This window comes from Rhizobium tibeticum (assembly GCF_900110205.1).
GTDB lineage: Bacteria > Pseudomonadota > Alphaproteobacteria > Rhizobiales > Rhizobiaceae > Rhizobium > Rhizobium tibeticum.
Genome location: NZ_FOCV01000026.1, coordinates 40,966 through 67,239, shown reverse-complemented (window position 1 = coordinate 67,239; position 26,274 = coordinate 40,966). Strand labels below are relative to the sequence as shown.

Below are 26,274 nucleotides of genomic sequence, written 5' to 3'. Positions count from 1 at the left end.
AAAGCTTTACAATTGCCTTAATCTCGGTGCTCCGGAGAACCGTGGTGCGCCGGTGGAGGTTCGATGCTGCCAGGCTGGGTCATACTTGCATCTGCATTCGGCTATCTGCTGCTCTTGTTTGCAGTGGCGAGCCATGGCGACCGCAGGCGGCGTATGTACGGAACGCCAGTTGGCGGCCGGCCGGCCGTCTATGCGCTCAGCCTCGCGATCTACTGCACCTCCTGGACCTATTTCGGCAGCGTCGGCCTTGCATCCCAGCGCGGGCTGGAGTTCCTCGGCATCTACATTGGCCCGATTCTCGTCTTCACGCTCGGCATGCCCGTGCTGCGACGGATCATCGAGCTTGCCAAGGCCGAGAAGCTGACCTCGGTCGCCGACTTCATTTCCGCGCGCTACGGCAAGAACCCGACGGTCGCGACCATCGTGGCGCTGATTTCGCTCGTCGGCGCCATCCCCTACATCGCGTTGCAGCTCAAATCGGTATCGAGCACCGTGACGGCGATGCTCGATCCGTCGGACTACGGCATCGGCAGCGGCAACCTTTATTTTCTCGACCTGCCACTACTCGTAACGCTCGTGCTCGCCTGCTTTGCGATCATGTTCGGCACGCGCCACACGGATGCGACCGAACACCAGGACGGATTGATCCTCGCCATTGCCATGGAGTCCGTCGTCAAGCTTTTCGCCTTCCTCACGGCCGGCGTCTGTGTGATCTGGTTCCTGTTCGACGGTCCATCCGACCTCTGGCAGAAGGCCAGCGAGCACCAGCTCGTGCTCTCGGCGCTGCAGTACCAGACGCCGATCAGTCGCTGGATCACGCTGATCCTGCTGTCGGCCTTCGCCATCATCATGCTGCCGCGGCAATTCCACGTCACGGTTGTCGAGAACAGGACCGCCCGGGAACTCCGGTTCGCCGGCTTCCTGTTCCCGCTCTATCTGGTCGTCATCAATCTCTTCGTCCTGCCGGTGGCGATCGGCGGCCTGCTGACGTTCGGCGGCAACGGCAATGCCGACCTGTACATGCTTTCGCTGCCGCTTGCCGGGCAGATGCCTGTCGTCTCGCTGATCACGTTCATCGGCGGCTTTTCAGCGGCGACTGCCATGGTGATCGTTGCTTCGGTCGCACTGTCAATCATGGTGTCGAACGACATCATCATGCCAATCTTCCTGCACCGGAAGCTGACCGACCGCACAGGCCAGCGCAACAACTTCGCAAAGACGCTGCTCAACATAAGGCGCAGCGCAATCTTTGCCGTGCTGCTGCTCGGCTACGCCTATTACCGCTCGACCGACAGCACGACGGGACTGGCCTCGATCGGCCTCCTCTCCTTTGCCGCGATTGCGCAGATGGCCCCTGCCCTTTTCGGCGGCCTCGTCTGGCGACGGGCCAATGCCCGCGGCGCCATCCTCGGGCTGACGTCGGGCTTTGTGATCTGGGTCTATCTGCTGTTCCTGCCCTCGCTTGGCGGACCGGACTATTCGGGGGTCGCAAGCGCGGTCCTCGGCTTCATCTTTCCCGGCACGACGATCTTCACCGGTAACGCTGCCGATCCGCTGGTCAATGCCACGGTGATGAGCCTGCTCGTCAATACGGCCTTCTTCGTCATCGGTTCGGTGACCCGCAACGCGCGACCGCTTGAACGCATCCAGGCCGGCATCTTCATCAAACGGCAGTCCCGCTCGCAATTTGCCACGCGCGGCTGGAAGACCCGCATCAGCGTCGGCGACCTGAAGGCGACGGTCTCGCGCTATCTCGGCGAAGAGCGCATGGAGCGGTCGTTCCAGACCTACCAGCAAAATTCAGGCCGCAATCTGGACGATGACCAGCCGGCCGACATGGCGCTCATTCACTTTACCGAACAGCTGCTCGGCAGCGCCATCGGCTCTTCGTCCGCCAGGCTCGTGTTGTCGCTGATCCTTCAGAAGGTAGAAGACGCCTCCGCCGATACCGCTTGGCTGCTCGACCAGGCAAGCGAGGCGCTGCAATATAACCAGGACATGCTGCAGACGGCGCTTTCGCAGATGGACCAGGGCATCGCGGTCTTCGACAGCTCGAACAATCTGACGATCTGGAACCGGCGTTTCCGGCAGTTGCTTGATCTGCCGGAGAATGCCGGACAAGTGGGCTTCCCGCTGGCCGACATCGTGGCAATCCTCAGCCAGCGCGGCGATGTTCCAGCCGGCGACGTCAACCAGACCGTTCGCCACTTCCTGACGCTGGACAAGCCCTTCGCGCTGGTGCTTGGCAGCGGCGAGCGCATCATCGAAGTCCGCTCCAATGCCATGCCGGATAAGGGCATCGTCGCAACCTTCACCGACATCAGCCAGCGGGTCGCTGCCGACCGAGCCCTGAAGCAGGCAAACGAAACGCTGGAACAGCGGGTGGCCGAGCGGACGGGGGAACTGACCCGCGTCAATCACGAACTCGGCGAGGCGAGAGCCGCGGCAGATGAAGCCAATCTTGGGAAGACGCGCTTCTTCGCTGCTGCCGGCCACGACATCCTTCAGCCTCTCAATGCCGCCCGGCTCTATTCTTCGGCGCTGGTCGAGCGCATGGGCCAATCCGAAAGCAGCGCGATCGTTCGCAACATCGATTCCGCGCTGGAATCGGTCGAGACCATCCTTGGCGCGGTGCTCGATATTTCGCGGCTTGACACCGGCGCCATGCGGCCGCGCCTCGCCTCCGTGCCCCTTTCCGATCTGCTGGAGCGGATCCAGACCGACTTCGCGCCGATCGCCCGCGAGAAGCAGCTGAAGCTGGTGGTGATGCCAACCTCGCTGCGGGTCCGCTCCGACCCCAACTTGCTTCGCCGCCTCGTGCAGAACCTCGTCTCCAACGCGATCAAATACACGATCGACGGCAAGGTGCTGGTCGGCGCGCGCCGCCGCGGAAGTCAGGTCGTCATCCAGGTCATGGATTCTGGGATCGGCATTCCGCCGTCGAAGTTCCGGACCGTCTTCAAGGAATTCGCCCGGCTCGATGAAGGCGCCAAAACGGCCTCCGGTTTGGGGCTCGGCCTCTCGATCGTCGATCGTATCGCGCGCGTCCTCAACCATCCGGTGGAACTGCACTCGACGCACGGCAAGGGCACGGATTTCCGGATCGTCATGCCACGTGATGCCTCTCGGCTTGCTGAGCGTGTCGGCGCGGCCCAACCGGTGGAGCATTCGGCGCAGAGCCTCAAGGGACTGCGAATTCTCTGCATCGACAACGAACCGCATATTCTGGAAGGCATGCAACTGCTGATCAGCGGCTGGGGCTGCGAAGTGCGATGCCTGGACTCGCTAGGGGCGGTCCGTGCAGTCGATGCGCGCCAGGTACCGCCCGACGTGATTATCGCCGATTATCACCTTGGCGACGGCACCGGCATTTCGGCCATCGTCACACTCAGGGAACGGTTCACTGCGTTTATCCCGGCTCTTATCGTTACTGCAGACCGCACGCCCGAGGTTCGCGCCGAAGCGGAGCGGCACGGCATCGGCATCCAGCACAAGCCGGTGCGTCCGGCAGCGCTGAGGGCCTATATCACGCAGATTTCTGCGCAGAAGCGCGCGGCGGCTGAGTGACGTCCATGTCCTTCGTCATCACGTCGGCCACGAGGCTGCGCACCCGTTCTGCGCTCGGCACATCGCCGAATAGAATTCGGTAGATAATCGGCGCAACAACCTGATCCATCACCGCATCGACCGGCGGAAAGGGCTCGCCGCGTGCAAGCGCCCGCTCGCTCAGCAGTTCCATCTGCTCGCGGGTGAAAGCACAGCACTTGCAGGCGTTGGCATTGTCTTGCGCGGCCAGCACGTCGCGGATCATCTCGCGTCCGACGCCGGAGGACATCTCCTCGGCAAATTGCTCCGCCCAGGCTTCCAGGTCTCCCCTGCCGCTGCCGCTGTCGATCGGCTGCATATCGGGGCGCAGGCGCTCGACCGCGACGTCCGCCAGCAACTCCTGCAGGTCACCCCAGCGACGGTAGATCGTCGATGGGGTGACGCCGGCCTTCGCGGCAATCAGTGGGATCGTGACATCGGCACGGTCCATGCCTGCAAGCAGCGCGCGCACCGCCTGGTGCACCGAAGCCTGCACCCTGGCACTGCGACCACCCGGTCGGAGATTTTCCTTTGCTGCCATTTCTAACGTCCTGTCTTCCCGTCCCGGCGCATGGTTCAGAATCTTTGACCGATCCTTTAATGCAAATTATTTGCTTTTAGCGTCGGATCGACCTACATGGCTAACGCAACGAATTAGCTTTAAGAGGCTTAAATATGTTCCGCGCCGCCAATTCCACAACGACCTCGCGCAATCCGATCCCTTTCCACGCGATCACGCTGGCGACCTTCTTCGGCGCTTCGGCAGCACCTACGCCGCTCTACCGGATCTATCAAGAAAACCTCGCCCTTTCTCCGGTGCTGATCACGGTGATCTTCGCGGTCTATGCCTTCGCTCTTCTTGTGGCGCTGCTGATTGCCGGCTCGATCTCCGACCACCTTGGCCGCAAGCCGGTAATCTTCACCGCGCTCGTTTTGGAAATCATCGCCATGGCGCTGTTCGTCGTTGCCAGCGGCCCCGGCTGGTTGATTGCAGCGCGGATCGTGCAGGGCCTGGCAACGGGCATCGCCGGCGCTTCGATCGGCGCGGCACTTGTGGACATCGACCGGGCGAAGGGACAGCTCGTCAACTCCATCGCGCCGCTCTCCGGCATGGCCGTTGGCGCCATCGGCACCAGCGCCTTGATCCAATACGGACCTTTCCCGCTTCACCTCGTCTACGCCATCCTGCTCGCTGCCTTCGTCGGACAGGCCGGCGCCATCTGGGCGACGAGCGAGACCGGTGGCCGGCGGCCGGGATTCTGGAACTCTCTGAAGCCGACGATCTCGATTCCGCCGCAGGTCAAGCGCCCGCTCGCCTTGGTGACGCCGATCAACATCGGCAATTGGACGCTCGGCGGCTTCTACCTCTCCCTGGTTCCTTCGCTGGTCGCCAGCACGACGGGCAGCCAGGCCCCACTGACGGGCGGGGCGATCGTGACAGCGCTGATGGTGTCCGGGGCGGTTGCTGTCTATCTCAGGCGCAGCAAGTCCGGCACGGCCAACCTCGGTTTCGGCACAGCCGCGACCACGCTTGGCATTCTGACAGTGGTCGGCGGCGTCCACCTCGGCGCCGTGCCGTTGCTGCTGATCGGCACATTCCTGACGGGAGCCGGGTTCGGAACAAACTTCCTTGGTTCAATCGGCACGATCATGCCGCTCGCCAAGGCCGACGAGCGCGCCGGTCTGTTGTCCGCTTTTTATATCCAGAGCTATCTGGCTTTCAGCCTCCCAGCCATCCTCGCCGGCTTCCTGGTCAAATCGCTTGGCTACCAACTGACCACCGACCTCTATGCAACGGCGATCATTCTGGTGACCGGCGCCGGGCTGCTCGGTCTCCGCGCCGAGCGCAGCAGGGCTGCGAGACTGCCGGCCTGCGGCTAGAGGTAGCTCGTCACCGCCGGCTCGTTCCACCAGTTGTCGTGACGCCCATCCATGTAGCGGATGGGCAGCGCGGCCAGCTCCTCCGGCGATATGTCGTCGAGGCAAGCGATATTGATCGAAAAGTAGTCGCCGCCGATCTCGGGAATATGCCCGTGCCCGTAGGCATGCAGGCCGCACGTCGTGCAGAAGCGGTGATGGCCGCTCATCGATGCGAATTGATAGTCGCCCGCCGCCGTCTCCTCGCACAGCAGGCGAAAGTCTTCGGGTTTCACGATTGCGCCCCAATAGCGCCGCTTGCCGCAGACCGAGCAATTGCAGCGGCCGGTGCCCGCTTGGAGATCGGCATCGACCTCGTAGCGGATTTTGCCGCAATGGCAGCTGCCCGTGTAGGTTTTCTTCATGGAAATTCCTCCTCCAGCTCTTTGCAAGGCTGCTCGACTATGACAATATGTTGTCATGCTTGACGAAATACATAAGCGACAACATGTTGTCAACCGAAATCGCCCGAAGCGGAGCGCCAAAGGCGATGCCTTCTCGCTGTTCGCCATCACCGCATTGCGGCTCGCCGGCCGGCTGACCGCTGCCGGCGACGACTTGGCGAGGCCGGCCGGGCAGACGAGCGCCCGCTGGCAGGTGCTTGCGGGTGCTCAAAGCGGAACGCATTCCGTCGCACAGATCGCCCGGCTACTTGGGGTTGCCCGGCAGGGCGTGCAACGGCTGGCGGATACGCTGGAGGCTGACAGGCTGATCAGCTACGTCGACAATCCGCAGCATCGGCGCGCCAAGCTGGTGAAATTGACGAATGAGGGCGATGCCCGCCTCGCCGCGATCGAGGCGGCGCAGGCAGACTGGGCCGACAGGCTCGGACAGTCTTTCACCCCCGCGGAGCTCGAGGCAGCCCGAGGCGTGATGACCCGACTGATCGAAACCCTCGATGCGGAAACCGGCAAGGCATAGGCCCGCTATACCGTCCAATCGGCCTGAAGCAATTTGCCTATGCAGATCTGCTGGAAAAGACGCGAGCAGTCGCCGGGTTTATCCCTGTGAACTAGGTCTCCTGGCCGGCCTGAAGGCTGCCGGCGTTCATCGAGGCTGCATGCGCTTCAAGGATGGCGGCGGCTATGACTTTCTGAAGCTCGTAAACCAATGTGCGCGACCGCTTTCGATCCAGATCCTGCGCCGCCTTCGCAAGATTCAATCCCTCATTGAGGACTATATGGTGCGCTCGCGTCAGCGCCCAACTCTCAATATCAAGACCTATCATTCGGAATCTCCGCCAAATCATTCAGCATCAAAGACATTCACGAATCACGACACGCAGGGCACTCACGCAGCAAGAAGAATCATAGTTGCAATATTTTGCAAATAGCATTTTCGGAAAAACACCCGCGCGGTGCGAAATTTATTCTGCTTGAGTCCCGCGCGTTCAGTCCCGCGCGCGGGAGAGGCGAGCTTTCGGCCGCTTACGCTGCCTCAAGAGGCATCCGACGGACCCCTGCAGGACTGTCACATCGATCCCCACGCGCTGCATGGGAGATGGCAACAGGCTCTGGTCAGACCTTGGTGGCAGGGCCCTTGTTGCGCTCCAGCAGCGCCTTCACCGTAACGTCGTTGATCTTGCCGCTGGGCTCCTGGCCGATCGACTTCTGGAAGGTCTTGATCGCCGCGACGGTCTTCGCGCCCATCTCGCCGTCCGGCTGGCCGGCGTCGAAGCCGTTGTTGTTGAGGATCGCCTGGATGTTGCGGATCGCCTTCTTCATGTCGACGGTCGAGGTCTTGGTGGCATTGCCGACCCATTCATCGGGGACGTCCACGCCATTCGCCTTGCTATCGAGCGGTGCAGCCTTCCAGAGATCGGCCTTGGCGCGCGCCGTCTGCAACTGATCCGGCTTCATGGCGTTGGCGACCTCGTCACGCTTCTGTGACGCGTCCTTGTCACCGCCCTTGGCGGCAATCGCGAACCACTTGTAGGACTCAGTCAGATCCTGCGCGACGCCATTGCCGCGGGCGCAAAGGATCGCCAGATTGAACTGGCTGTCGGTGATGCCGAGATTGGCCGCCTTGACGAACCAGTCTGCAGCCGCCTTGTAGTCCTGCTGGCCAAGCGCGCCGGAGGCGTACAGCACGGCGAGATTGTGCATCGCGCTGGCGTTGCCCTGGTTTGCCGCCTGCTCGTAATACTGCCTCGCCTTTGCGATATCGCGATCGATACCCGTGCCCTTCTCGTAAATGTTGCCGAGACGGTATTCGGCCGGCGCGAAGCCCTTATCCGCAGCGAGCTGATACCAGCTTACCGCCTCCTTTGGATCGACGGTGATGCCGGCGCGGCCTTCGCTATAGCGAGCGCCGATCTCAAAGAGCGCCAACGCATCGCCGCTCTTGGCGGCATCGGCAAGCGACTTCGGCTGCACGACATCGGGAATGGCAATACCTGCTGTTTCCGTGGCCGGGGCGGCGGGCGCGGTAGCCATGGCGGCGGTCACCGGAGCCATATCCTTGGCGACGAAGCCGGATGCGTCCTGCGAGGTGCCGGACGGCGCGAGCGGGGCGGCCGCATCGCCATTCAGTGGCGCGGTTGCCGTCAAGTGGTCGGGTTCTGCCGGCGCGGGTATCGGATCGGCGCTTGCAAGCGGCGCGAGCGGGGCTTTTGCGGCCGGGACTTCCGGAGCGTTCGCTTCGGCCTGGTCCGGTGCCGTTTCGCTGTCGGGCGGCAGGGCATTGCTGGACGCATCCGTCAGTACCGCAACTTCGGCGGACGGCGCCGGTTGGCCGCTTGTCAGCGTGCGGGCAAGCGGGAACGCCATGATCGCCAGCAGCACGGCACCGACGGCAAGCAGGATCGGACGGCGGAAGCGCGAGAAAGCACTACCCTTCACCGCATCCTTGTCCTTTGCCTTCTTCTCGGCCTTGACGGGCTGCGACTTTGCGCTCGGTTCGGTTTCCAGCGCCGCGGCTTGTGCGGCGCGGCGGGCAGCAGCAATGTAGTCGGCGCGCTCGTTTTCGGTCGCCGGCTTGACGTTCGTCCGCACAGCGTTCTGGCTGGCACGCACACGCTCCAGGATCTTCTTGATGTCCGGCGCACCCGAGCCTGGCTCGAGCGGCTCATTGGCGGCTTCTGGCGGCATCACGTCGACGGGATCGATGGAAGGAGCAGGATCAATAAGCGTGCGTTCAGCGGCGGCGGTCTGAACCTTTGCCTTCTTGCTCGGCAGCAGACGCTTGCCGAGGCCGGCAAGCAGGCTGCCCTTCGAGGGACCTGCAGAAGATGCCGGCTTCGTCGCGGCCTCGATCGCGATCGCACTGGTATCGGTTGCGGCCATGACCGGCACGGCGGGCGCCTCTTCGGCGACCTCGAGCTGACGGCTCGCCGGGGCGCGGGTTCCGAACACCGCCGGCTTCTGCGCATCGTCGGCGCCGGCCTGCATCATCGCATAGGTATCGACTGCGAATTCGACATCGGCGGCCGGCATCCGAGAGGCCGGCCTTGCGACAGCGCGGTCTTCCATAGTGTCCAACCGCTCGGCGATCTGGACAAGCGTTTCGTGCAGGGCCTGAAAGGTCCTGTGTGTGCGCTCGTCGCTGCTGCGGCTGAGGTCCTCGAGCTGGCGCAAGTCTTCGGCAAGCGCATTGAGCGCCGACATATCCGCCGCAGCCGGCGCACCGCCCTGCAGAGCGCCGCTTCTCGCATAGGCCTCCACCACCGCTTCGGCCGCCTGGCGGGCAGCCTCGATGATATATTCGTCGCTGGTTGCCATGTAGTCTTCGATCGCGCCCATGCGGCGGTCGAACTCCGCCGGCAGCTCGGCCGCGGGCCGCGGTTCGCTCATCAGCGCCGACAGGTTTGCGATCTGGTCTTCGAGGTTCTTCAGCGCATATGGATCGGCCGCCGGTGCGGCGGTGCTTTCCTCCAGGCGCGCGACGATATCGCCGAGCCGATTTTCGATGCGGCGGAAGGCGCTATCGTCCACGGGAGCGGCGACGGGCTGAAGCGGCTGGAAATCCATCTCGTCGATGCGGCGCGCCAGATAGTCAAGGCGCTGCGCGAGTGCGTCGTTGACCGAGCCGACCTCGAGCGCATCGATCTTGCGCGAGATGTCGGCAAGCGCGCCCGTCAACTCCGGCTGCGGCGCAGCCTTGTGGCTCCGCTCGAGTAGATAGGACAGGTGCTCCAGGCGCTCGTCGAGGCGCGAGGTGGCCTCGGCATTGGCGAGTTCCTCGACGCGCAGCGTCAGGGTTTCAAGGCGGTCCGCCAGGCCATCGGCCGGCGCCGCGCGGCTCGCGACGCTGTGGCCCATCATATCGATCTGTTCGCCCAGGGCGTTGAGGCGGCCTTCGAGGCGATGCATCATGGCCGGATCGCCGCTGGCGGCGGTGCGACCGGTTGCCGCTATTGCGCGGCTGATTTCGTCGAGGCGGCTATCCATCGCCGCAAACTGCTCGGCCATCGCTCGGTCGTGCGGCTGGATCATGCTGCCGAACTGCTCCATCGCCGTCGCGATGGAGATAAGCTTGTCTTCCAGCGCCCGCACGGCCGGGCTTTCGCCCATGCCGCCGATATGGCGCTTGATGTCGTCGAGCCGGTAGGCAAACGCCACGAGTTCTTCCTGCAGGCCGGCCGTGTCGAGTGAATGCAGCTGGTGCTCGAAACCGTCCCAGCGGGTCTCCATGTGACGAATTGAATCTTCGCGCGCGAGCCCGTCCATCAGCGAGCGCAGCTCTTCGAATTCGCCGCGCAACCCTTGCGCCTCAGGCACATTGGAGTGACCGGCAAGCTGATCGATGCTACTCGCAAGGCGGCTCATGTCGGCGCGGATGTCATCGGCGAAGCGGCGGTCTTCCGCCCCGACCTTGATGCTGCGAATCTCTTCGCGCAGCGCATTCATTTCGCGCGTCACGCCATCAGAGATGTCGCGCTTCAGGTCCTGGCGAAGATTGACGAGCGCCTGCGCGATCTCGGTCATGGTGTCTTCAGCAACGCGGTAGGCCGGTTGGGGCGCGGCCGGCTGGGGAGCGGCGGAACGCGGCGCGTGTTCGCCAACCTGGAGCGGCGCACGCGAAGAGGCTGGCTGCTCGCGCGTGTAGGATGCGGGCTCGCGCATCGGCGGGCGTTCGCGGCTCGCCTCCAGAATGCGCTGGCGCTGGCGAATTTCAGCGAAGGGATCCGGCCGCGCTTCGGCGGCATGAGGTGCGCGGGCGGCATAAGGATCAGCGTAACTCTCGCGCTCCGGCGCCGGGGGGCGCTGGCGCTGGTCGCGGGCACCAGTGCCGATCAGCCCCTCGATCCTCGCCTCCAGACCTTCGATGGTGCGGTTCAGCGCATCGAGCGACGCCCTGTCGGAATGCCGTGGGGAATTTGATCGCGATCCGTTCATCTTCTTGCTCGCTTCGTCTGTCCGAACCCTCGTCAGGGCCGATCATTGGCTTTTCCGTCAGCGCCGCATTGGGATGCGGACGAGAGCACCGCTCATGAAGGGATAATCAACTAGACTTTCCGCAACCTGTACGGCGTAGCGGCATCCCATGAAACGCGAGACTGAAAAAAAGGAATGCAGGTCGCCAATGCTCAGTCGGTACCTTTCACGAAACGTGGTAAACAACCCGTTAACCCGTGTGAGATTTTTTTAACTTTTCAGGATTTTCAGCCGGTTTCCGTGCTGAAACCGGCCGACACCGCTCCGCGTGCAACCGCAGGCGGCAACGGCATGTTAGGCCAGTATCAGAACGATTCCGTCCACGGCCGCACCTCGATTTCCTGCGACCAGGCGCTCCTCTGCTGCAGCAGGATATCGATGTAGCTCTGCGCAATGGCATCGGGATCGAGTGTCGAATCCGGCTTGGCCGGGTCTTCCCGACGCGTCTTCGAACGGATGGCGCCGTCGATGATGACGTGAGCGACGTGAATTCCCTTCGGCCCCAGCTCGCGGGCAGCGCTCTGAGCAAGGCCGCGAAGCGCGAACTTGCCCATGGCAAAGGCGGCGGACTGAGCATATCCCTTGATGCTCGCCGTCGCCCCGGTAAACAGGATCGCGCCACGCCCATGCGGAATCATGCGCTTTGCGGCCTGCTGGCTGATCAGGAAGCCGCCATAGGCGCTAATTGCAATTGCCTGTTCGACAGCCCCGGGGTCGAGCTCGGTCAAAGGACCGCGCAGGCGGCCACTGGCGTTATAGACGACGACCTCAGGATCACCGATGACACTCGCGACGGACTCAAAGAGCGCAGCGACGGAAGCCGGCTGCGCGGCATCCGCGGTAAAGGTCCTTGCACCGGTTTCGCCGGCGAGTTCGCTCAGCTTGTCGACGTTGCGCGCCGCCAGCGCGACCTTGACGCCACGCACCGTCAGCTGGCGTGCAAGCGACGCGCTGAAGCCAGGGCCTGCACCGACGATAAGAGCCGTGCTGTAAGGAAACTGGGTCATGCCTGTCGTCCTCCGGATCGATCTCGCCGAAACCTAAGCCGCAGAATACGCCTCAAGTTTGCCTGCCGATACTACACCCGCCGCGCCTTGATGGTGTTCATCACAAAGCTGGTCTCGATCGTATCGACGCATTTCAGCCGGGCAATCTTTTCCTTGATGAAACGCTCATAGTCCTCGAGGCCAGAGCTCATCACCTTCAGCACATAGTCGCGCGACCCGGTCACCAGGTGGCATTCGAGCACCTCGTCCCATCCGCGAACAGCGCTCTCGAACATCTCAATCTCGTCCTCGTGCTGGCGGCTGAGCCGAATGGATGCCAGCGCCGTCATCGTCCAGCCGTCGACGGCTGGATCGACGAGCGTCGTGTATCCCTGGATAATCTTTACATCCTCCAGTCGGCGCAGGCGACGAAGACAGGCAGATGCGGAAAGCCCGACGCGTTCGGCGAGCTCGTTGTTCGCAAGCCGGGCATCGCCCATCAATTCCTTGAGGATTTTCCGATCCATGTCGTCAGCAATTTTCTGCGTCACAATTCCAAATTCTCCGCAATAAGTTGCTCTAGAGAGCATAGGCGCGCAGCAAATAGCAAGAACAGTCCTCGCGTTCTGATATAATTTGCGAGCATCACGCGCACCTCTTGAGGAGACGACAATGACCGCACCGCACCCTTCCAAGACTCATATCGGCAACCATGCCCTGCATCCCGAAACGCAGATGCTGAACTATGGCTACGACCCGGAACTGTCGGAAGGGGCGGTGAAGCCGCCGGTGTTCCTGACATCAACATTCGTCTTCAAATCCGCCGAGGACGGTCGGGATTTCTTCGACTACGTGTCCGGCCGCAAGGAACCACCCGCCGGCAAGGGTGCGGGGCTCGTCTATTCCCGGTTCAATCATCCCAACAGCGAAATCGTCGAAGACCGGCTTGCCGTCTATGAACGTACTGAAAGCTCAGCCCTTTTCTCATCCGGCATGTCGGCAATCGCCACGACGCTGCTGGCCTTCGTGCGCCCGGGCGACGCGATCCTGCATTCCCAGCCGCTGTACGGCGGAACGGAGACGCTGCTGGCAAAGACATTCCTCAATCTCGGCGTCGCGGCTGTCGGCTTCGCCGATGGCGTCAGCGAAGCGTCGGTCCAGGCTGCCGCAGAAGAAGCCATGGCCAAGGGCCGGGTGTCGGTGATCCTTGTCGAGACGCCTGCCAATCCGACAAACAGCCTCGTCGACGTCGCGATGATCCGCCGCGTCGCCGATATGATCGGCAGGAAACAGGGACACACGCCCATTATCGCCTGCGACAACACGCTGCTCGGCCCGGTGTTTCAGCGGCCAATCGAACACGGCGCTGACATCTCGCTTTACTCGCTGACCAAATATGTGGGCGGCCATTCCGATCTGATCGCAGGCGCGGCCCTCGGCTCGAAGGCCGTCATGAAGCAGGTCAAGGCGCTGCGCGGTGCCATCGGCACGCAGCTTGACCCGCACTCCTGCTGGATGCTCGGCCGTTCGCTGGAAACGCTGCAGATCCGCATGGAGCGGGCCAACAACAACGCCCGCGTCGTCGCCGACTTCCTGCGCGAGCATCCCAAGGTCGCGGGGATTCACTACCTGCCCTATCACGACGCCAATTCGCCGGTCGGGCGCACCTTCGCGGCGCAATGCAGCGGTGCGGGATCGACCTTCTCGTTCGATATCGTCGGCGGCCAACCGGCGTCCTTCAAATTCCTGAATGCCTTGCAGATCTTCAAGCTGGCGGTCAGCCTGGGCGGCACGGAATCGCTCGCCAGCCATCCCGCAACGATGACGCACTCCGGCGTGCCGGCCGACGTCCGCCAGCGGATCGGCGTGCTGGAATCGACCATCCGCCTGTCAATCGGCATCGAGCATCCGGACGATCTCGTCGCCGATCTGCAACAGGCGCTGGACGCGGCGTGAATTTGGCGGCGGCTCAGGCGGCCGCCGTTTCCCTCACATCGTCGAGCAGGAAATGCACGACGATGTATTTCGTCGTGTAGTGGCGGCCACTCTCGGAAACATTGTCGACGCTGCCGCCGTCGGCGGGGTGCCAGCGATGGTAGTGCGGACTGGTGGTGATCAGCGTGATCGCCTTGCCCGCCATCCTGCCGTCGAGCCGGTAGCGCATTTCAGCCAGCGGCCAGATGCGCTCGTAGTCTTCCATCGGAATGCGGACCTTCAGGGCCTTGCGGCTGACCGCTTCGCTGCGCGTGCCGTCCTCATGCTCCACCGCCGGCAGTTCCAGCGTGACTTCCTCGGCTCCGTCGAGAATGGAATTGAACTCTTCCGGCCACATCCGTCTCATAAAATCGCTCCTCCCAGGCTCTTTTCGTCAGTCTGCATATGAAGTCTAGCGCGTCTTCGTTCGGACGCAACCCAGATGCGACAACTGTACGACATCAGCGGCCCGGCCGGTGGCCGCCCTGACCCTTCGAGGCTCCTGCGGAGCACCCCGGGATGAGGATGGAACGGGTGCAGCGCATGATTGGAGAATGCAGGCGCGCAATAGAGGACATCGCCAGCGACGTTAAGGACACGCCAACGACCAGCCCTCATCCTGAGGTGCCTCGAAGGATGAGGGCGGGTGATCGCAAGAATGACGGAGCGACGGCCGCGCATTGCCTTTCAGCCCGCGACCCGCATCTCACCGATACGCTTGCTCGAGCTTCGCGATATCGAGTTTCACCATCTGGAGCATGACTTCGGTGACGCGCTTGGCGCGCTCGCGGTCCGGACCGGAAATCATCTCGATCAGCGCCCGCGGAACGATCTGCCAGGAGAGGCCCCAGCGATCCTTCAGCCAGCCGCAGTGCTCTTCCACCCCGCCGTTATCGAGGAAGGCGTTCCATATCCTGTCGATCTCCGCCTGCGTTTCGCATTCGACCGAGATCGAGAAGGCGTGGTTGAAGGCATCGAATGGTCCCGCCTCCATTGCCACGAAATCCTGATCTCCGAGCTTGAAGTCGATGATCTTGACGCTGCCCGGGGGGCCACTCGGCGTTTCGGCCGGAAGGATGGTTGTGCCCCCCATGGACGAATTCGGAATCGTCGCCACGTAGAATTCGACGGCTTGCTGCACTTCCTTCTCGAACCACAGATTCGAACTGACCTTGAGCATGGGGTGTCCTCCTCGTTGCTGCTCTGACGAAATGTTCGACAGCCCCAGGACGTTCCCGATCGGCCATTCCCGACACTGCAGTCACACGATCATCATCACAAATTCGAGGACCGGCGAAATTTGACGTTTACGCAAACGTCAATATTTTGTAAGAGACTCTCAAATGCCGGTCTGGTCCGGCGTGCCGAATTGGAGGAATTCGAACGATGCCCGTCTACAAGGCCCCGGTTAACGACACGCTCTTCGTGCTGAACGACGTGCTCGGCCTGGAACGCTACAACAATCTCCCGGGGTTTGCCGACGCGACGCCTGATATGGTCGAGGCGATCCTCGGCGAGGCAGCGAAGGTTGCAGAGGAAGTGCTCTTCCCGCTGAACTACTCCGGTGACCAAGAAGGCTGCGTGCGCCACGAGGACGGCTCGGTTTCGGTTCCGAAGGGCTTCAAGGACGGCTATGACGCCTATTGCCAGGGCGGCTGGACCGGGCTTGCCGTTCCCGAAGAATTTGGCGGCCAGGGCCTTCCATATGCACTGCATGCTGCCGTCGGCGAATATACCTCTGCCGCCAACATGTCGCTGATGATGTATCCGGGGCTAACCCAGGGTGCAATCGCCGCGATCCTTGTCCATGGCTCGGAGGAGCAGAAGCAGGCCTATCTGCCGAAGATGGTTTCTGGCGAATGGTCCGGCACCATGAACCTGACCGAGCCCCATTGCGGCACCGATCTCGGCCTCTTGCGCACCAAGGCCGTGCCGCAGGCCGATGGCAGCTACAAGCTATCGGGCCAGAAAATCTTCATCTCCGCTGGCGAGCATGATATGACGGACAATATCGTGCATCTGGTGCTTGCGCGTATCGAAGGCGCGCCCGAGGGTACCAAGGGCATTTCGCTATTCATCGTGCCGAAGTTCATGGTCACCGCCGATGGCACGCCCGGCGAGCGCAATGCTGTCTCCTGCGGTGCAATCGAGCACAAGATGGGCATTCACGGCAACGCCACCTGCGTCATGAATTATGACGAGGCGACCGGCTTCCTCATTGGCGCCGAGAACAAGGGCCTTAGCGCCATGTTCGTGATGATGAACGAGGCGCGTCTCAGCGTCGGCCTGCAGGGATTGGCAATCTCTGAAATCGCCTATCAGAACGCAGTCAACTATGCCCGCGAGCGAATCCAGGGGCGCTCGCTCTCCGGCCCGAAGGCGCCGGACAAGAAAGCCGACCCGATCATCGTGCATCCCGACATTCGTCGCTCGCTGATGACGATCCGCGCCTTCAACGAGGCAGGCCGCGCCTTCCTGCTCTGGACGGCGCTGAAATCCGACATCGCCCACCGTTCGGCGGACGAGAAGGACCGCCAGACGGCCGATGACATTCTCGGCCTCGTCACCCCGATCCTAAAGGGTGTTCTGACCGACAAGGGCTTCGACCACGCCGTCATGGCCCAGCAGGTCTTCGGCGGCCACGGCTATATCGAAGAGCACGGCATGAGCCAGTATGTGCGCGATGCCCGCATCGCCATGATCTACGAAGGCGCCAATGGCATTCAGGCGCTCGATCTCGTCGGCCGCAAGCTCGGCCAGAACGGCGGTCGCGCCGTCATGGCCCTCTTCAAGGAAATCGGTGATTTCTGCGAGGAGAACCGCAACGACGAGCAGATGACCTTCTTCACCAAGAACCTGAAGAAGGGGTTGAACGACGTGCAGGCGGCGACCATGTGGTTCATGCAGCACGCCATGGCCAAGCCCGACAATGCCGGCGCCGGTTCCACCGACTACATGCACCTCTTCGGCCTCGTGGTGCTCGGCTACATGTGGGCGAAGATGGCGAAGGCCGCCGAGGATGGCCTTGCGAACGGCGACAGCCCGCGCGAAAGCTACCTTCGCAACAAGCTCGTCACAGCCCGCTTCTTCATGGAGCGTATCATGCCGGAAACGGCCCTGCGCAAGGCCCGCATCGAGACCGGCGCAGAGACGATGATGACCTTGGCCGCCGAGGCCTTTTGAGTTCAACGGCGCCCGACGCCGATAGGGAGATAGAGGAATGACCGAGGTTTTCATTTACGACCACGTACGCACCCCGCGCGGCCGTGGCAAGAAGGACGGTTCGCTGCACGAGGTACCGTCGGTGCGGCTTGCCGCCAAGACGCTCGAGGCGATCCGCGACCGCAATGGGCTCGATACGTCTGAGGTAGACGACATCATCATGGGCTGCGTCGATCCTGTCATGGAAGCCGGCGCGGTCATTTCGCGCGGCGCTGCCTTCGAGGCCGGCTATTCCACCAAGGCGCCGGGCATGCAGATCTCGCGCTTCTGCGCATCCGGCCTCGATGCTGTGAATTTCGGCGCCGCCAAGATCGCGCAAGGCGCCGACGACATCGTCATTGCCGGCGGCGTCGAAAGCATGTCGCGCGTCGGTCTCGGCATGTCGGGCGGCGCCTGGTTCATGGATCCGTCGGTGAACTTCCCGGCCTATTTCATGCCGCAGGGCGTCTCGGCCGATCTCATCGCCACCAAATACGGTTTTTCGCGCGACGACGTCGATGCCTATGCGGTCGAGAGCCAGAAGCGCGCGGCCAACGCCTGGGATAAGGGCTATTTCAAGAATTCCGTCATCCCGGTCAAGGACCAGAACGGCCTGATGATCCTTGATCATGACGAGCACATGCGCCCAGGCACGGACATGCAGGCGCTGGCAAGCCTCAACCCGTCCTTCCAGATGCCGGGCGAAATGGGCGGCTTCGAGGCTGTTGCGATCCAGGCTCATCCGGAGGTCGAGCGCCTCAACTACGTCCACCACGCCGGCAATTCTTCCGGCATCGTCGACGGCGCGGCCGCCGTGCTCCTTGGCTCGAAGGCGGGCGGCGAGAGAATGGGGGGGCTGAAGCCCCGCGGTCGAATCAAGGCCTTCGCCAATATCGGCTCCGACCCGGCGCTGATGCTGACCGGCCCTGTCGACGTCACCGAGAAGCTCCTGAAACGATCAGGCATGACACTTGCCGACATCGATCTCTTCGAACTCAATGAAGCCTTCGCTGCCGTCGTGCTGCGCTACATGCAGGCTTTCGACATCGCGCATGACAAGATCAACGTCAACGGCGGCGCTATCGCGATGGGCCATCCGCTCGGCGCCACCGGCGCGATGATCCTCGGCACGGTGCTCGACGAACTGGAGCGGCGCGACCTCAACACCGCGCTCGTCACCCTCTGCATCGGCGCCGGCATGGGCACGGCGACCATCATCGAACGCGTCTAAGGGGCTGCCGAGCGGAGAGCACCCAATGAGCCAGAACGAGACAGAACGCCACTTCGAGCTTCGAAATCTGGATAAGGACATGGAAAAAGCTTCTGCCGAGGCATCCCGTGTCAATCCGAAGGAGCACGCACGGCGACTGCGGGGCGAAAACCGCTTCCTGCTGCTGTTCCTCGTCCTGGTCCTTGGCGTGAGCTGCTATCTGCTCGGCGTCTTCTGAAAGCCTGGGAAATTTAGGGAAGAGGAAATCCCCAATGAGCACCTACACCAATTTCACCGTCGAAACCGACGCGGACGGCATCGCCCTTGTCACCTGGGACATGCCCGGCAAATCCATGAACGTCTTCACCGAGGCGGTGATGGACGAGCTTAACGCCATCGTCGACGCCGTGGTCGCCGACGGCGCCGTCAAGGGCGCGATCATCACCTCGGGCAAGTCGAGCTTCTCAGGTGGCGCGGACCTCTCGATGATCAAGTCGATGTTTTCCCTCTACCAGCAGGAGAAGGCCGCCAACCCTGATGGCGCCGCGCAAAAGCTCTTCGATCTCGTCGGCCGCATGACCGGCCTCTTCCGCAAGATCGAAACGTCGGGGAAACCGTGGGTTTCGGCGATCAACGGCACCTGCATGGGCGGCGCTTTCGAGATGTCGCTCGCCTGCCATGGCCGCGTCGCCTCCAATGCCAAGTCGGTGAAGATCGCGCTGCCCGAGGTCAAGGTCGGTATCTTCCCGGGTGCGGGCGGCACGCAGCGCGTTTCTCGACTGGCGGATGCGCAGTCGGCTCTGCAGATGATGACGACAGGCCAGTCGCTGACGGCCGCCCGCGCCAGGGCGATGAACCTCGTCCATCAAGTGGTCGAGCCGGATCAGCTGATCCCCGCCGCCAAGCAGATGATCAAGGACGGCCTGAAGCCGGTCGCACCCTGGGACGAGAAGGGCTTCAAGGCTCCGGGCGGCGGCATCTGGACGCCAGCGGCGGCCCAGCTCTGGCCCGCTGCTCCCGCCATCCTGCGCCGCGAGACATCAGGCAACTATCCCGCGGCGCTCGCCATCCTCAAATGCGTCTACGAGGGCCTGCAGGTGCCCTTCGATACGGGTCTGAAGATCGAGCAGCGCTATTTCACCGAGATATTGCAGACCAACGAAGCTTTTTCGATGATCCGCTCGCTCTTCATCTCTATGCAGGAGCTCGCCAAAGGGGCCCGCCGCCCCGCCGGTGTTGCAAAAACGGAGTTGAAGAAGGTGGGTGTCGTCGGCGCCGGTTTCATGGGAGCCTCGATCGCCTATGTGACCGCCGCCGCCGGCATCCCCGTCACCCTCATCGACCGCGACATCGAAGCGGCGACCAAGGGCAAGAGCGTCGGCGAAGGCCTCGCGAAAGACTCAATCGGTAAGGGACGTCTTACGCAAGACGAGGGTGCGGCACTCCTTTCCCGCATCACGCCCTCCGCCGACTATGCCGACCTGAAGGACGCTGATCTCGTCATCGAAGCCGTGTTCGAGGACCGCGAGGTCAAGAAGGCCGTCATCGAGGCCGTTGAAGCGGTATTGCCTGATGGCGCCATCTTCGCCTCCAACACCTCGACCCTGCCGATCACGGGCCTTGCCAAAAACTCCAAACGGCCGGCCGATTTCATCGGCGTGCATTTCTTCTCGCCGGTCGAGAAGATGATGCTGACGGAAGTCATTCTCGGCAAGGAGACCGGCGACAAGGCGCTGGCCGTCGCGCTCGACTACGTTGCCGCCATCAAGAAAACGCCTGTGGTCGTCAACGACACGCGCGGCTTCTTCGTCAACCGCTGCGTCTTCCGCTATATCCACGAAGCCTATGACATGCTGATCGAGGGCGTGCCGCCCGTCATGATCGAGAATGCCGCCAAGATGGCCGGCATGCCGGTCGGTCCGCTGTCCTTGAACGACGAGGTGGCGATCGATCTCTCGCAGAAGATCCTGAAGGCCACCGTCGCGGATCTCGGCGAAGCCGCCGTCGATGCGAAGCACATGGCGCTGATCAACAAAATGGTTGACGAGTTCGATCGCCGCGGCCGCAAGAACGGCAAGGGCTTCTACGATTATCCGGCGAAACCGGCCAAGAAGTCGCTTTGGCCGGAGCTGAAGACCTTCTACCCGCAGAGGAAGGCCGAAGAGGTCGATGTCGAGGTGCTGAAGCAGCGCTTCCTCGTCACCATCGCGCTGGAAGCTGCCCGCACCATCGAGGAAGGCATCGTCACCGATCCGCGCGAAGCCGACGTCGGTTCCATCCTCGGCTTCGGCTTCGCCCCCTACACCGGCGGGGTGCTCTCCTATATCGACGGCATGGGCGTGAAGGCCTTCGTGGCGCTGTGCGATAGGCTCGCGGCAGCCTATGGGTTGCACTTCAAGCCGACGGCACTGCTGAAGGACATGGCCGCCAAGGGCGAGACCTTCTACGGGCGCTTCGACCCTTACGCGAAGAAGAAGGAGGCGGCGTGAGCCGCCTCTGGGCATCACGCGGTTGCGTGGCGAGACGGGGTTGCGGCCTAGCGGAGGTGCTACCTATCGATGGAGGCCGCGATCGTCTCGGCCTCAATTCCGATTTCCCGGAGAAGGCCGGTCGCCACGGCAGTGAAGCCGCAAAAGTAGAGGCCGTCATTTGCCGGTTGAAGCTGCCCGCGGCCGGGACCGTCGGCGCCGCCAAATCGCTGCGCGAAATCGGGCAGAAGCGCATCAAGCCCCGGCCGGTAGCCGGTCGCCAGAATGATCACGTCGAACGTATCGGATCGGCCGTCGGAGAAATGCACCCGCTGATCCTCGGATGTCGAGATTGCGGGGAACACCCGGATATCCCCTGACCTGATCCGCTCGATCGTTCCGATATTGATCAGAGGCGTACGGCCCCTTTCGATGATGCCTGTCAGCGGGCCATTTCGCGCTCGTTCCAGCCCGAACTTCCCGAGGTCTCCGAACCGCAGGCGCAGGATCGGAGCGTTCACCGCATCGACCAGGCGATAGGGAAGGAACCGCTGGGCTATGGCGATGCTGGCGCTCGTCAGTCCGAACAGTTCGAGCGGCACGACACTGACCGGGCCGCGCACGGACATGGCGACATCAAGGCCGGCCTCAGCGCATTCGAGCGCGATCTCGCCTGCCGAATTGCCGAAGCCGACGACAAGGACGCGCTTAGCCGCAAGCGCCGCGGCATTCCTGAACTCCGAGGAGTGGAGAAGCTTGCCCGCAAACAGCTCCTGTCCTTCCCAGGTCGGCCTTATCGGCAAGTTTGCGAGGCCGGTCGCGACAATGACGTTGCTCGCCTCGAAAACCCCGTGGGAGGTCTCCACGGTCCACGTCTTGGCCTTGCGGATCGTCGTCGCGCGCACGCCAAATCTGACCTCGATGTCGTTCGAAGAGCTGTAGACTTCGAGATACTCGATAACCTCTAGCCGCGACGGATACTTCGGAAAATGCCGCGGCATCGGCTTTCCCGCCAAGGCCGAGTGCATCTTGTGGGTATGCAGCCGAAGGCGGTCGTAGTGGCAATGCCAGGAGGCGGCGAGCGTATGCCCTTTCTCAAGCACCAGGAACGAGCGTCCCCGCGCCCGCAGCGCCGCGGCGCAGGCCAATCCTGCCGGTCCCGCGCCGATGATGATCGTCTCTGCATCCGTCATGGAGGCCTCTTGCTTGCGAAGTACGATATGCAGCTGCCGTTCCGAAGGATATGGCCGCGCAAGACGAGACGTTCTAGTGCCGCGCCGCGCGTTGGAGAAGGAAGCGATGCTGCCGTTAAAACCCACTGCCACCCGCGATGACCTCGCCACGAGCTTCCGCCATACGCTCGCAACGACCCGACGACACTACGCGGCATTCTGTGGCGGAGGGAACTCCTAGTTTCCGTCGAGTATATCCGCCCGAGGCCGATACAGGCGAATAGTGTAGTTCCCGTCTTTGACGACGGGCAGGCAGTTTGCGACCTTCCCATCGCAGCCGCCGAATTGCACCTCGACGGAGCCGTCGGCAGCCTTTGCGGCGGTGATGTTGAGCCTGGACGCGTTGAGCCTGGACGCGTTGAGCTTGTTTTTCTGGAAGTAACCCTTTGCATTATAGACGCTGATGGACCAGAAGCCATCCACCGGCACCGCCTTGACGGTGAGCTTGTAGACTGTCTTGGCGTCGTTCCTTTCGGGTGTCACATTGAGATAGGTTGCATCCTTTTCAGGGTTTCCTCACCATCCCGTCGCCGTACCGATCAGATGACGCACCGGATCGACGGCTTCCTTGGTGTCTAAGCGCCTTTGAAGCCCAGAATTGTGGCGTCCAAGGTCAGAAGGGCATCGCCGGCAGCCTTCTGGCTTTTCTGATCCCATTTCGGCGTTTCGAACGTGCCGGCGCCGGAACGGAGGCCGACGACGCGGACGAGTTCGGGGATCTGGAACGACGCCTTTCGGAGGCGGCACGGCGCCGGAACCGAGGTCACGGCTCAGCGCTTTCCTGGCCGGTACGGCCTGCCGGCCGCACCGAAATGCTGATGGTGAACGAAGTCCGGGCCTGGCGAACCCGAGCGCCCCGGCAGAGACGCTCGCGGAGGCCAGCCACGGATATTCGTCGTGATGTCGTCAGCTACGCAGACCGGGGGCTTCCTGGCCGGTGCGGGCGACATATTCCGTATAGCCGCCGCCATATTGGTGGATACCGTCGGGCGTCAGTTCCAGCACGCGGTTGGACAGAGCGGCAAGGAAATGCCGGTCGTGCGAGACGAACAGCATGGTGCCCTCGTATTGCGACAGCGCCTTGATCAGCATCTCCTTGGTATCGAGATCCAGATGGTTCGTCGGCTCGTCCAGCACCAGCAGGTTCGGCGGATCGAAGAGCATCTTGGCCATCACGAGCCGGGCTTTTTCGCCGCCGGAAAGAACGCGGCATTTCTTCTCGACATCGTCACCGGAGAAACCGAAGCATCCTGCGAGCGCCCTGAGCGGCGCCTGGCCCGCCTGGGGGAAGGAGTCCTCCAGCCATTCCAGCACAGTTCGATCTCCGTCGAGCAGGTCCATGGCATGTTGGGCGAAGTAGCCCAACTTGACGCTGGCACCGAGGGCGACGCTGCCCTGATCCGGTTCGGTGGAACCCGCCACCAGTTTCAGCAGGGTCGACTTGCCGGCGCCATTGATGCCCATGATGCACCAACGCTCCTTGCGGCGGACCATGAAGTCCAGGCCTTCATAGATGGCCCGGCTGCCGTACTTCTTGTGGACGTTCTTCAGGTTGATCACGTCTTCGCCGGACCGTGGTGCCGGCAGGAAGTCGAAGGCGACGGTCTGGCGTCGCTTCGGCGGGTCGACCCGATCGATTTTCTCCAGCTTCTTGACGCGGCTTTGCACCTGCGAAGCGTGCGAGGCCCGTGCCTTGAAGCGCTCGATAAACTTGATTTCCTTGGCAAGCATTGCCTGCTGGCGCTCGAACTGCGCCTGCTGCTGCTTCTCGTTCTGCGCCCGCTGCTGCTCATAGAAACCGTAATCGCCGGAATAGCTGTTCAGGGAGCCGCCGTCGATCTCGATGATCTTGCTGACGATGCGGTTCATGAACTCGCGGTCGTGCGAGGTCATCAGCAGCGCGCCATCGTAGGTCTTTAGGAATTCTTCCAGCCAGATGAGGCTCTCGAGGTCCAGGTGGTTGCTCGGTTCGTCGAGCAGCATGACGTCCGGGCGCATCAGCAGGATGCGGGCAAGCGCCACGCGCATTTTCCACCCGCCCGAAAGCGCTCCGACGTCGCCGTCCATCATCTCCTGGGTGAAGCTGAGACCGGCCAGCACTTCGCGCGCACGGCCCTCGAGGGCGTAGCCGTCCAATTCCTCGTAGCGCGCCTGGACTTCGCCGTAGCGCTCGATGATCCGGTCCATCTCGTCGAGCTTGTCGGGATCGATCATCTGCGCTTCGAGCTCGCGCAGCTCGGCCGCGACGACGCTGACGGGGCCGGCGCCTTCCATGACCTCGGCCACCGCGCTGCGGCCCTCCATCTCGCCGACGTCCTGATTGAAGTAGCCGATGGTCACGCCCTTCTCGGCGGAGACCTGGCCTTCGTCGGCCTGCTCCTGCCCGGTGATCATGCGGAAGAGCGTCGTCTTGCCTGCGCCGTTCGGGCCGACAAGGCCAATCTTCTCGCCTCTGTTGAGCGCGGCGGAAGCCTCGATGAAGAGGATCCGGTGGCTGTTCTGCTTGCTGATATTCTCGATACGAATCATGTTTGCGTGGAGCCCGAAAGAGTTGCAGCGCCCCTCCGTCATGCGTACCGGGGCCTTTTGCGGCCCTCGCTAGCATGTTCAGAACGTCATGGCCAATCCCGTGCCATGCAAAGAATTCGATGCATCCGGAAAGCGCCCCGACAACGGTGCATGAAGCGTACTCGATCGACGAGGCGGAACATCAACGGGCTCGAGAACTTTTCCACAATGTCCTTCAGCCACTTGATAAGCAGTTCAGCGATCATTTATGCGTTAGCAGCGCGCCGGCAGGCGTTTCGTATATGTCAGGGATTGTCACATCATGGAAATTTTCACTTCTGCCGGCTTGCTGGCGCTTCTGCAGGTCATCCTCATCGACCTCGTGCTTGCTGGCGACAACGCCGTGGTCATCGGCCTTGCCGCGGCGGGGCTGCCGACCGAGCAACGCAAGAAGGCGATCCTCGTCGGCATTCTTGCCGCTACCGTACTGCGGATCGCGCTTGCCAGCGTTACCGTCCAGCTTCTCGAGATCATCGGCCTGCTGCTGGCCGGCGGCATCCTCCTGCTCTGGGTCTGCTGGAAGATGTGGCGCGACCTGCGCAACGGCAGCGGCAATGAAGCCGAAGGAGCCGAAGGCGACGCGACGCCAAGGAAGACCTTCTACCAGGCGGCTAGCCAGATCGTGATCGCCGACGTGTCGATGTCGCTCGACAACGTGCTTGCCGTTGCCGGCGCCGCCCGTGAGCATCCGACGATCCTCGTCATCGGCCTGATCCTGTCGATCGCGATGATGGGTATCGCGGCGAACTTCATCGCGCGCCTGCTCAACCGCTACCACTGGATCGCTTACCTCGGTCTAGCCATCATCATCTACGTGGCGCTGAGCATGATCTATCGCGGGGCGCTCGAGGTCTGGCCGCACCTGGCCCCGGTCGCCGCCGCCGCTTTGGGCTGATCCGGCATGCGTTCGAACGGTCCTCAAGGGCCGTTCACGAGCTGCAGGATGAGGCGGCGGATATTGCCGCCCTCGCTCATCTCGGCCTTGTCGAAATCACGGCCGCGCTGTCGCTGCCGCGCGGAGAGTTCGCCGAGCCGCTTCGTCAGCTCGATCCGGATCTTCCTGCAGTCGGGATCATCGTCGGCAGACAGCCCGACGCTCGTCGCCTCGATATCCCTGACCATTTCCTTGATGTAGTCGCCATGCACCCGCTCATGCGTTTCGATGCCGGCAATGAAGGTGGCCCAGCTTGCCCGAGTGACCGCGGAAAGCTCTACCGCAGGCTTCGGCAGCGTATAGGTGATGATCAGCTTTGGCCGCGCCACAGCCAGGACGCAGGCGTTTCCTCGGCGCTCGTATTTTCTGGTCCAGGTCAGCTTGAACGTCGTATGCGCCACCGCGCGACTGCTGCCAAGCGCGGGACCTTTCTCGCCGATTGAATCGTAGAGTGCTGCGCCCGAACTGCCGGTCACCGCATAGGTCCGCACCTGTTCAACCGGCTGCCATTCCGCCTTTGCGGCAATCGGCTGCAAGACCCAAGCAACCAATAACCAACGAACCAATCCTGCCTTCACGCGAATCCCCCATCATGCAGTGTCGAGACTAGTCGGCAGGTGCATCGCGTTCAACCGCGACGGATCGAGAACAACGATGGATCCTGCGGGGCTCGCCCTCTAAAGGTCTGTCATAAAACCCAAAAAAAGCCTGATTATTCGAGAGTGATCACGCTATCGAGCGGATCGCATGTCGCTTATCGAAATCCTCTGGCAACGATTTCACCGTATGATGCGCCATTCGAACAGGATGTAAGAACGCCTGCC

General features: G+C 62.5%; 22 protein-coding genes. 9 read left to right on the top strand and 13 right to left on the bottom strand.

Annotation, left to right across the window (positions count from 1 at the left end):
• The first annotated feature begins 63 nt into the window (after positions 1–63).
• Positions 64–3,567, top strand: coding sequence for a PAS domain-containing hybrid sensor histidine kinase/response regulator (locus BSG20_RS24565; protein ID WP_072379417.1), 3,504 nt, complete (start codon positions 64–66; stop codon positions 3,565–3,567).
• Here BSG20_RS24565 and BSG20_RS24560 read toward each other — a convergent pair.
• A complete protein-coding gene (locus BSG20_RS24560; RefSeq protein ID WP_072379419.1) occupies positions 3,527–4,126 on the bottom strand; it encodes a TetR/AcrR family transcriptional regulator in 600 nt (199 codons plus the stop codon). The genes BSG20_RS24565 and BSG20_RS24560 overlap by 41 nt on opposite strands.
• A gap of 134 nt (positions 4,127–4,260) precedes the next feature.
• Here BSG20_RS24560 and BSG20_RS24555 point away from each other — a divergent pair, with 134 nt between their 5' ends.
• Entirely contained in the window at positions 4,261–5,466 is a 1,206-nt protein-coding gene (locus tag BSG20_RS24555; RefSeq protein ID WP_072379421.1) for an MFS transporter, read from the top strand.
• On the opposite strand, the gene BSG20_RS24550 is transcribed toward BSG20_RS24555, so the two are convergent.
• Positions 5,463–5,867: a GFA family protein gene (locus BSG20_RS24550; RefSeq protein WP_037114461.1), complete on the bottom strand. Its 405-nt coding sequence runs from the start codon at positions 5,865–5,867 to the stop codon at positions 5,463–5,465. The genes BSG20_RS24555 and BSG20_RS24550 overlap by 4 nt on opposite strands.
• A gap of 55 nt (positions 5,868–5,922) precedes the next feature.
• On the opposite strand from BSG20_RS24550, the gene BSG20_RS24545 reads away from it, so the two are divergent.
• A complete protein-coding gene (locus tag BSG20_RS24545; RefSeq protein WP_072379423.1) occupies positions 5,923–6,423 on the top strand; it encodes a MarR family winged helix-turn-helix transcriptional regulator in 501 nt (166 codons plus the stop codon).
• 91 nt (positions 6,424–6,514) lie between these two features.
• Here BSG20_RS24545 and BSG20_RS24540 read toward each other — a convergent pair whose 3' ends face one another.
• From BSG20_RS24540 to BSG20_RS24525, 4 genes are all read right to left on the bottom strand, one after another.
• On the bottom strand, positions 6,515–6,730 hold the full coding sequence (locus BSG20_RS24540) for a hypothetical protein (RefSeq protein WP_024313094.1): 216 nt from the start codon (positions 6,728–6,730) through the stop codon (positions 6,515–6,517).
• Positions 6,731–7,019: 289 nt separating this feature from the next.
• A complete protein-coding gene (locus tag BSG20_RS24535; protein ID WP_072379425.1) occupies positions 7,020–10,838 on the bottom strand; it encodes a peptidoglycan-binding protein in 3,819 nt (1,272 codons plus the stop codon).
• Positions 10,839–11,182: 344 nt separating this feature from the next.
• Positions 11,183–11,884 carry an SDR family NAD(P)-dependent oxidoreductase gene (locus BSG20_RS24530; RefSeq protein ID WP_072379427.1) on the bottom strand — a complete coding sequence of 234 codons (702 nt, stop codon included), beginning with the start codon at positions 11,882–11,884 and terminating at the stop codon, positions 11,183–11,185.
• Between the two features lie 71 nt (positions 11,885–11,955).
• Positions 11,956–12,414, bottom strand: a complete 459-nt coding sequence (locus BSG20_RS24525; RefSeq protein ID WP_072379429.1) for an Lrp/AsnC family transcriptional regulator — start codon at positions 12,412–12,414, stop codon at positions 11,956–11,958.
• Between the two features lie 121 nt (positions 12,415–12,535).
• Here BSG20_RS24525 and BSG20_RS24520 point away from each other — a divergent pair, with 121 nt between their 5' ends.
• Positions 12,536–13,819: a cystathionine gamma-synthase family protein gene (locus BSG20_RS24520; protein ID WP_024313098.1), complete on the top strand. Its 1,284-nt coding sequence runs from the start codon at positions 12,536–12,538 to the stop codon at positions 13,817–13,819.
• Between the two features lie 13 nt (positions 13,820–13,832).
• Here BSG20_RS24520 and BSG20_RS24515 read toward each other — a convergent pair whose 3' ends face one another.
• Positions 13,833–14,204, bottom strand: a complete 372-nt coding sequence (locus BSG20_RS24515; RefSeq protein ID WP_037114472.1) for a hypothetical protein — start codon at positions 14,202–14,204, stop codon at positions 13,833–13,835.
• A gap of 339 nt (positions 14,205–14,543) precedes the next feature.
• Positions 14,544–15,017 (bottom strand): VOC family protein, encoded by a 474-nt coding sequence (locus BSG20_RS24510; protein ID WP_072379431.1) that lies wholly within the window; start codon positions 15,015–15,017, stop codon positions 14,544–14,546.
• A 206-nt stretch (positions 15,018–15,223) separates the two neighbouring features.
• Between BSG20_RS24510 and BSG20_RS24505 the strand changes: the two genes are divergently transcribed.
• From BSG20_RS24505 to BSG20_RS24490, 4 genes are read left to right on the top strand one after another with little or no spacing between them, the layout of a single operon-like run.
• Complete coding sequence (locus tag BSG20_RS24505; protein WP_072379433.1) at positions 15,224–17,020, top strand: acyl-CoA dehydrogenase C-terminal domain-containing protein; 1,797 nt, start codon at positions 15,224–15,226, stop codon at positions 17,018–17,020.
• 37 nt (positions 17,021–17,057) lie between these two features.
• Entirely contained in the window at positions 17,058–18,269 is a 1,212-nt protein-coding gene (locus BSG20_RS24500) for an acetyl-CoA C-acetyltransferase (protein WP_072379435.1), read from the top strand.
• 25 nt (positions 18,270–18,294) lie between these two features.
• Complete coding sequence (locus tag BSG20_RS24495; protein WP_072379436.1) at positions 18,295–18,486, top strand: hypothetical protein; 192 nt, start codon at positions 18,295–18,297, stop codon at positions 18,484–18,486.
• Positions 18,487–18,520: 34 nt separating this feature from the next.
• Positions 18,521–20,737 carry a 3-hydroxyacyl-CoA dehydrogenase NAD-binding domain-containing protein gene (locus BSG20_RS24490; RefSeq protein ID WP_072379438.1) on the top strand — a complete coding sequence of 739 codons (2,217 nt, stop codon included), beginning with the start codon at positions 18,521–18,523 and terminating at the stop codon, positions 20,735–20,737.
• 59 nt (positions 20,738–20,796) lie between these two features.
• Here the strand turns inward: BSG20_RS24490 and BSG20_RS24485 are convergent, their stop codons facing one another.
• The 4 genes from BSG20_RS24485 to BSG20_RS24475 all read right to left on the bottom strand — a co-directional run bounded on the left by BSG20_RS24485 (position 20,797) and on the right by BSG20_RS24475 (position 24,477).
• The gene (locus tag BSG20_RS24485) at positions 20,797–21,909 is read right to left on the bottom strand and encodes a flavin-containing monooxygenase (protein WP_072379440.1); all 1,113 of its coding nucleotides are present in this window, start codon (positions 21,907–21,909) and stop codon (positions 20,797–20,799) included.
• A gap of 216 nt (positions 21,910–22,125) precedes the next feature.
• Positions 22,126–22,431 carry a DUF1214 domain-containing protein gene (locus BSG20_RS38655; RefSeq protein ID WP_072379442.1) on the bottom strand — a complete coding sequence of 102 codons (306 nt, stop codon included), beginning with the start codon at positions 22,429–22,431 and terminating at the stop codon, positions 22,126–22,128.
• A gap of 92 nt (positions 22,432–22,523) precedes the next feature.
• Positions 22,524–22,715, bottom strand: a complete 192-nt coding sequence (locus BSG20_RS38650; RefSeq protein WP_072379444.1) for a hypothetical protein — start codon at positions 22,713–22,715, stop codon at positions 22,524–22,526.
• Between the two features lie 139 nt (positions 22,716–22,854).
• The gene (locus tag BSG20_RS24475) at positions 22,855–24,477 is read right to left on the bottom strand and encodes an ABC-F family ATP-binding cassette domain-containing protein (RefSeq protein ID WP_072379446.1); all 1,623 of its coding nucleotides are present in this window, start codon (positions 24,475–24,477) and stop codon (positions 22,855–22,857) included.
• A gap of 301 nt (positions 24,478–24,778) precedes the next feature.
• On the opposite strand from BSG20_RS24475, the gene BSG20_RS24470 reads away from it, so the two are divergent.
• On the top strand, positions 24,779–25,411 hold the full coding sequence (locus tag BSG20_RS24470) for a TerC family protein (RefSeq protein WP_072379448.1): 633 nt from the start codon (positions 24,779–24,781) through the stop codon (positions 25,409–25,411).
• Positions 25,412–25,434: 23 nt separating this feature from the next.
• Here BSG20_RS24470 and BSG20_RS24465 read toward each other — a convergent pair whose 3' ends face one another.
• A complete protein-coding gene (locus tag BSG20_RS24465; protein WP_072379450.1) occupies positions 25,435–26,028 on the bottom strand; it encodes a DUF922 domain-containing Zn-dependent protease in 594 nt (197 codons plus the stop codon).
• Positions 26,029–26,274 lie beyond the last annotated feature (246 nt).

Excerpts from the sequence above, each read along its gene's own strand:
- BSG20_RS24555 (WP_072379421.1), top strand. The coding sequence starts at position 4,261 with ATGTTCCGCGCCGCCAATTCCACAACGACCTCGCGCAATCCGATCCCT.
- BSG20_RS24540 (WP_024313094.1), bottom strand. The coding sequence starts at position 6,730 with ATGATAGGTCTTGATATTGAGAGTTGGGCGCTGACGCGAGCGCACCAT.
- BSG20_RS24475 (WP_072379446.1), bottom strand. The coding sequence starts at position 24,477 with ATGATTCGTATCGAGAATATCAGCAAGCAGAACAGCCACCGGATCCTC.
- BSG20_RS24490 (WP_072379438.1), top strand. The coding sequence starts at position 18,521 with ATGAGCACCTACACCAATTTCACCGTCGAAACCGACGCGGACGGCATC.
- BSG20_RS24495 (WP_072379436.1), top strand. The coding sequence starts at position 18,295 with ATGAGCCAGAACGAGACAGAACGCCACTTCGAGCTTCGAAATCTGGAT.
- BSG20_RS24515 (WP_037114472.1), bottom strand. The coding sequence starts at position 14,204 with ATGAGACGGATGTGGCCGGAAGAGTTCAATTCCATTCTCGACGGAGCC.
- BSG20_RS24510 (WP_072379431.1), bottom strand. The coding sequence starts at position 15,017 with ATGCTCAAGGTCAGTTCGAATCTGTGGTTCGAGAAGGAAGTGCAGCAA.
- BSG20_RS24530 (WP_072379427.1), bottom strand. The coding sequence starts at position 11,884 with ATGACCCAGTTTCCTTACAGCACGGCTCTTATCGTCGGTGCAGGCCCT.
- BSG20_RS24485 (WP_072379440.1), bottom strand. The coding sequence starts at position 21,909 with ATGACGGATGCAGAGACGATCATCATCGGCGCGGGACCGGCAGGATTG.
- BSG20_RS24535 (WP_072379425.1), bottom strand. The coding sequence starts at position 10,838 with ATGAACGGATCGCGATCAAATTCCCCACGGCATTCCGACAGGGCGTCG.
- BSG20_RS24470 (WP_072379448.1), top strand. The coding sequence starts at position 24,779 with ATGGAAATTTTCACTTCTGCCGGCTTGCTGGCGCTTCTGCAGGTCATC.
- BSG20_RS24550 (WP_037114461.1), bottom strand. The coding sequence starts at position 5,867 with ATGAAGAAAACCTACACGGGCAGCTGCCATTGCGGCAAAATCCGCTAC.
- BSG20_RS24520 (WP_024313098.1), top strand. The coding sequence starts at position 12,536 with ATGACCGCACCGCACCCTTCCAAGACTCATATCGGCAACCATGCCCTG.
- BSG20_RS24560 (WP_072379419.1), bottom strand. The coding sequence starts at position 4,126 with ATGGCAGCAAAGGAAAATCTCCGACCGGGTGGTCGCAGTGCCAGGGTG.
- BSG20_RS24545 (WP_072379423.1), top strand. The coding sequence starts at position 5,923 with ATGCTTGACGAAATACATAAGCGACAACATGTTGTCAACCGAAATCGC.
- BSG20_RS24500 (WP_072379435.1), top strand. The coding sequence starts at position 17,058 with ATGACCGAGGTTTTCATTTACGACCACGTACGCACCCCGCGCGGCCGT.
- BSG20_RS24505 (WP_072379433.1), top strand. The coding sequence starts at position 15,224 with ATGCCCGTCTACAAGGCCCCGGTTAACGACACGCTCTTCGTGCTGAAC.
- BSG20_RS24565 (WP_072379417.1), top strand. The coding sequence starts at position 64 with ATGCTGCCAGGCTGGGTCATACTTGCATCTGCATTCGGCTATCTGCTG.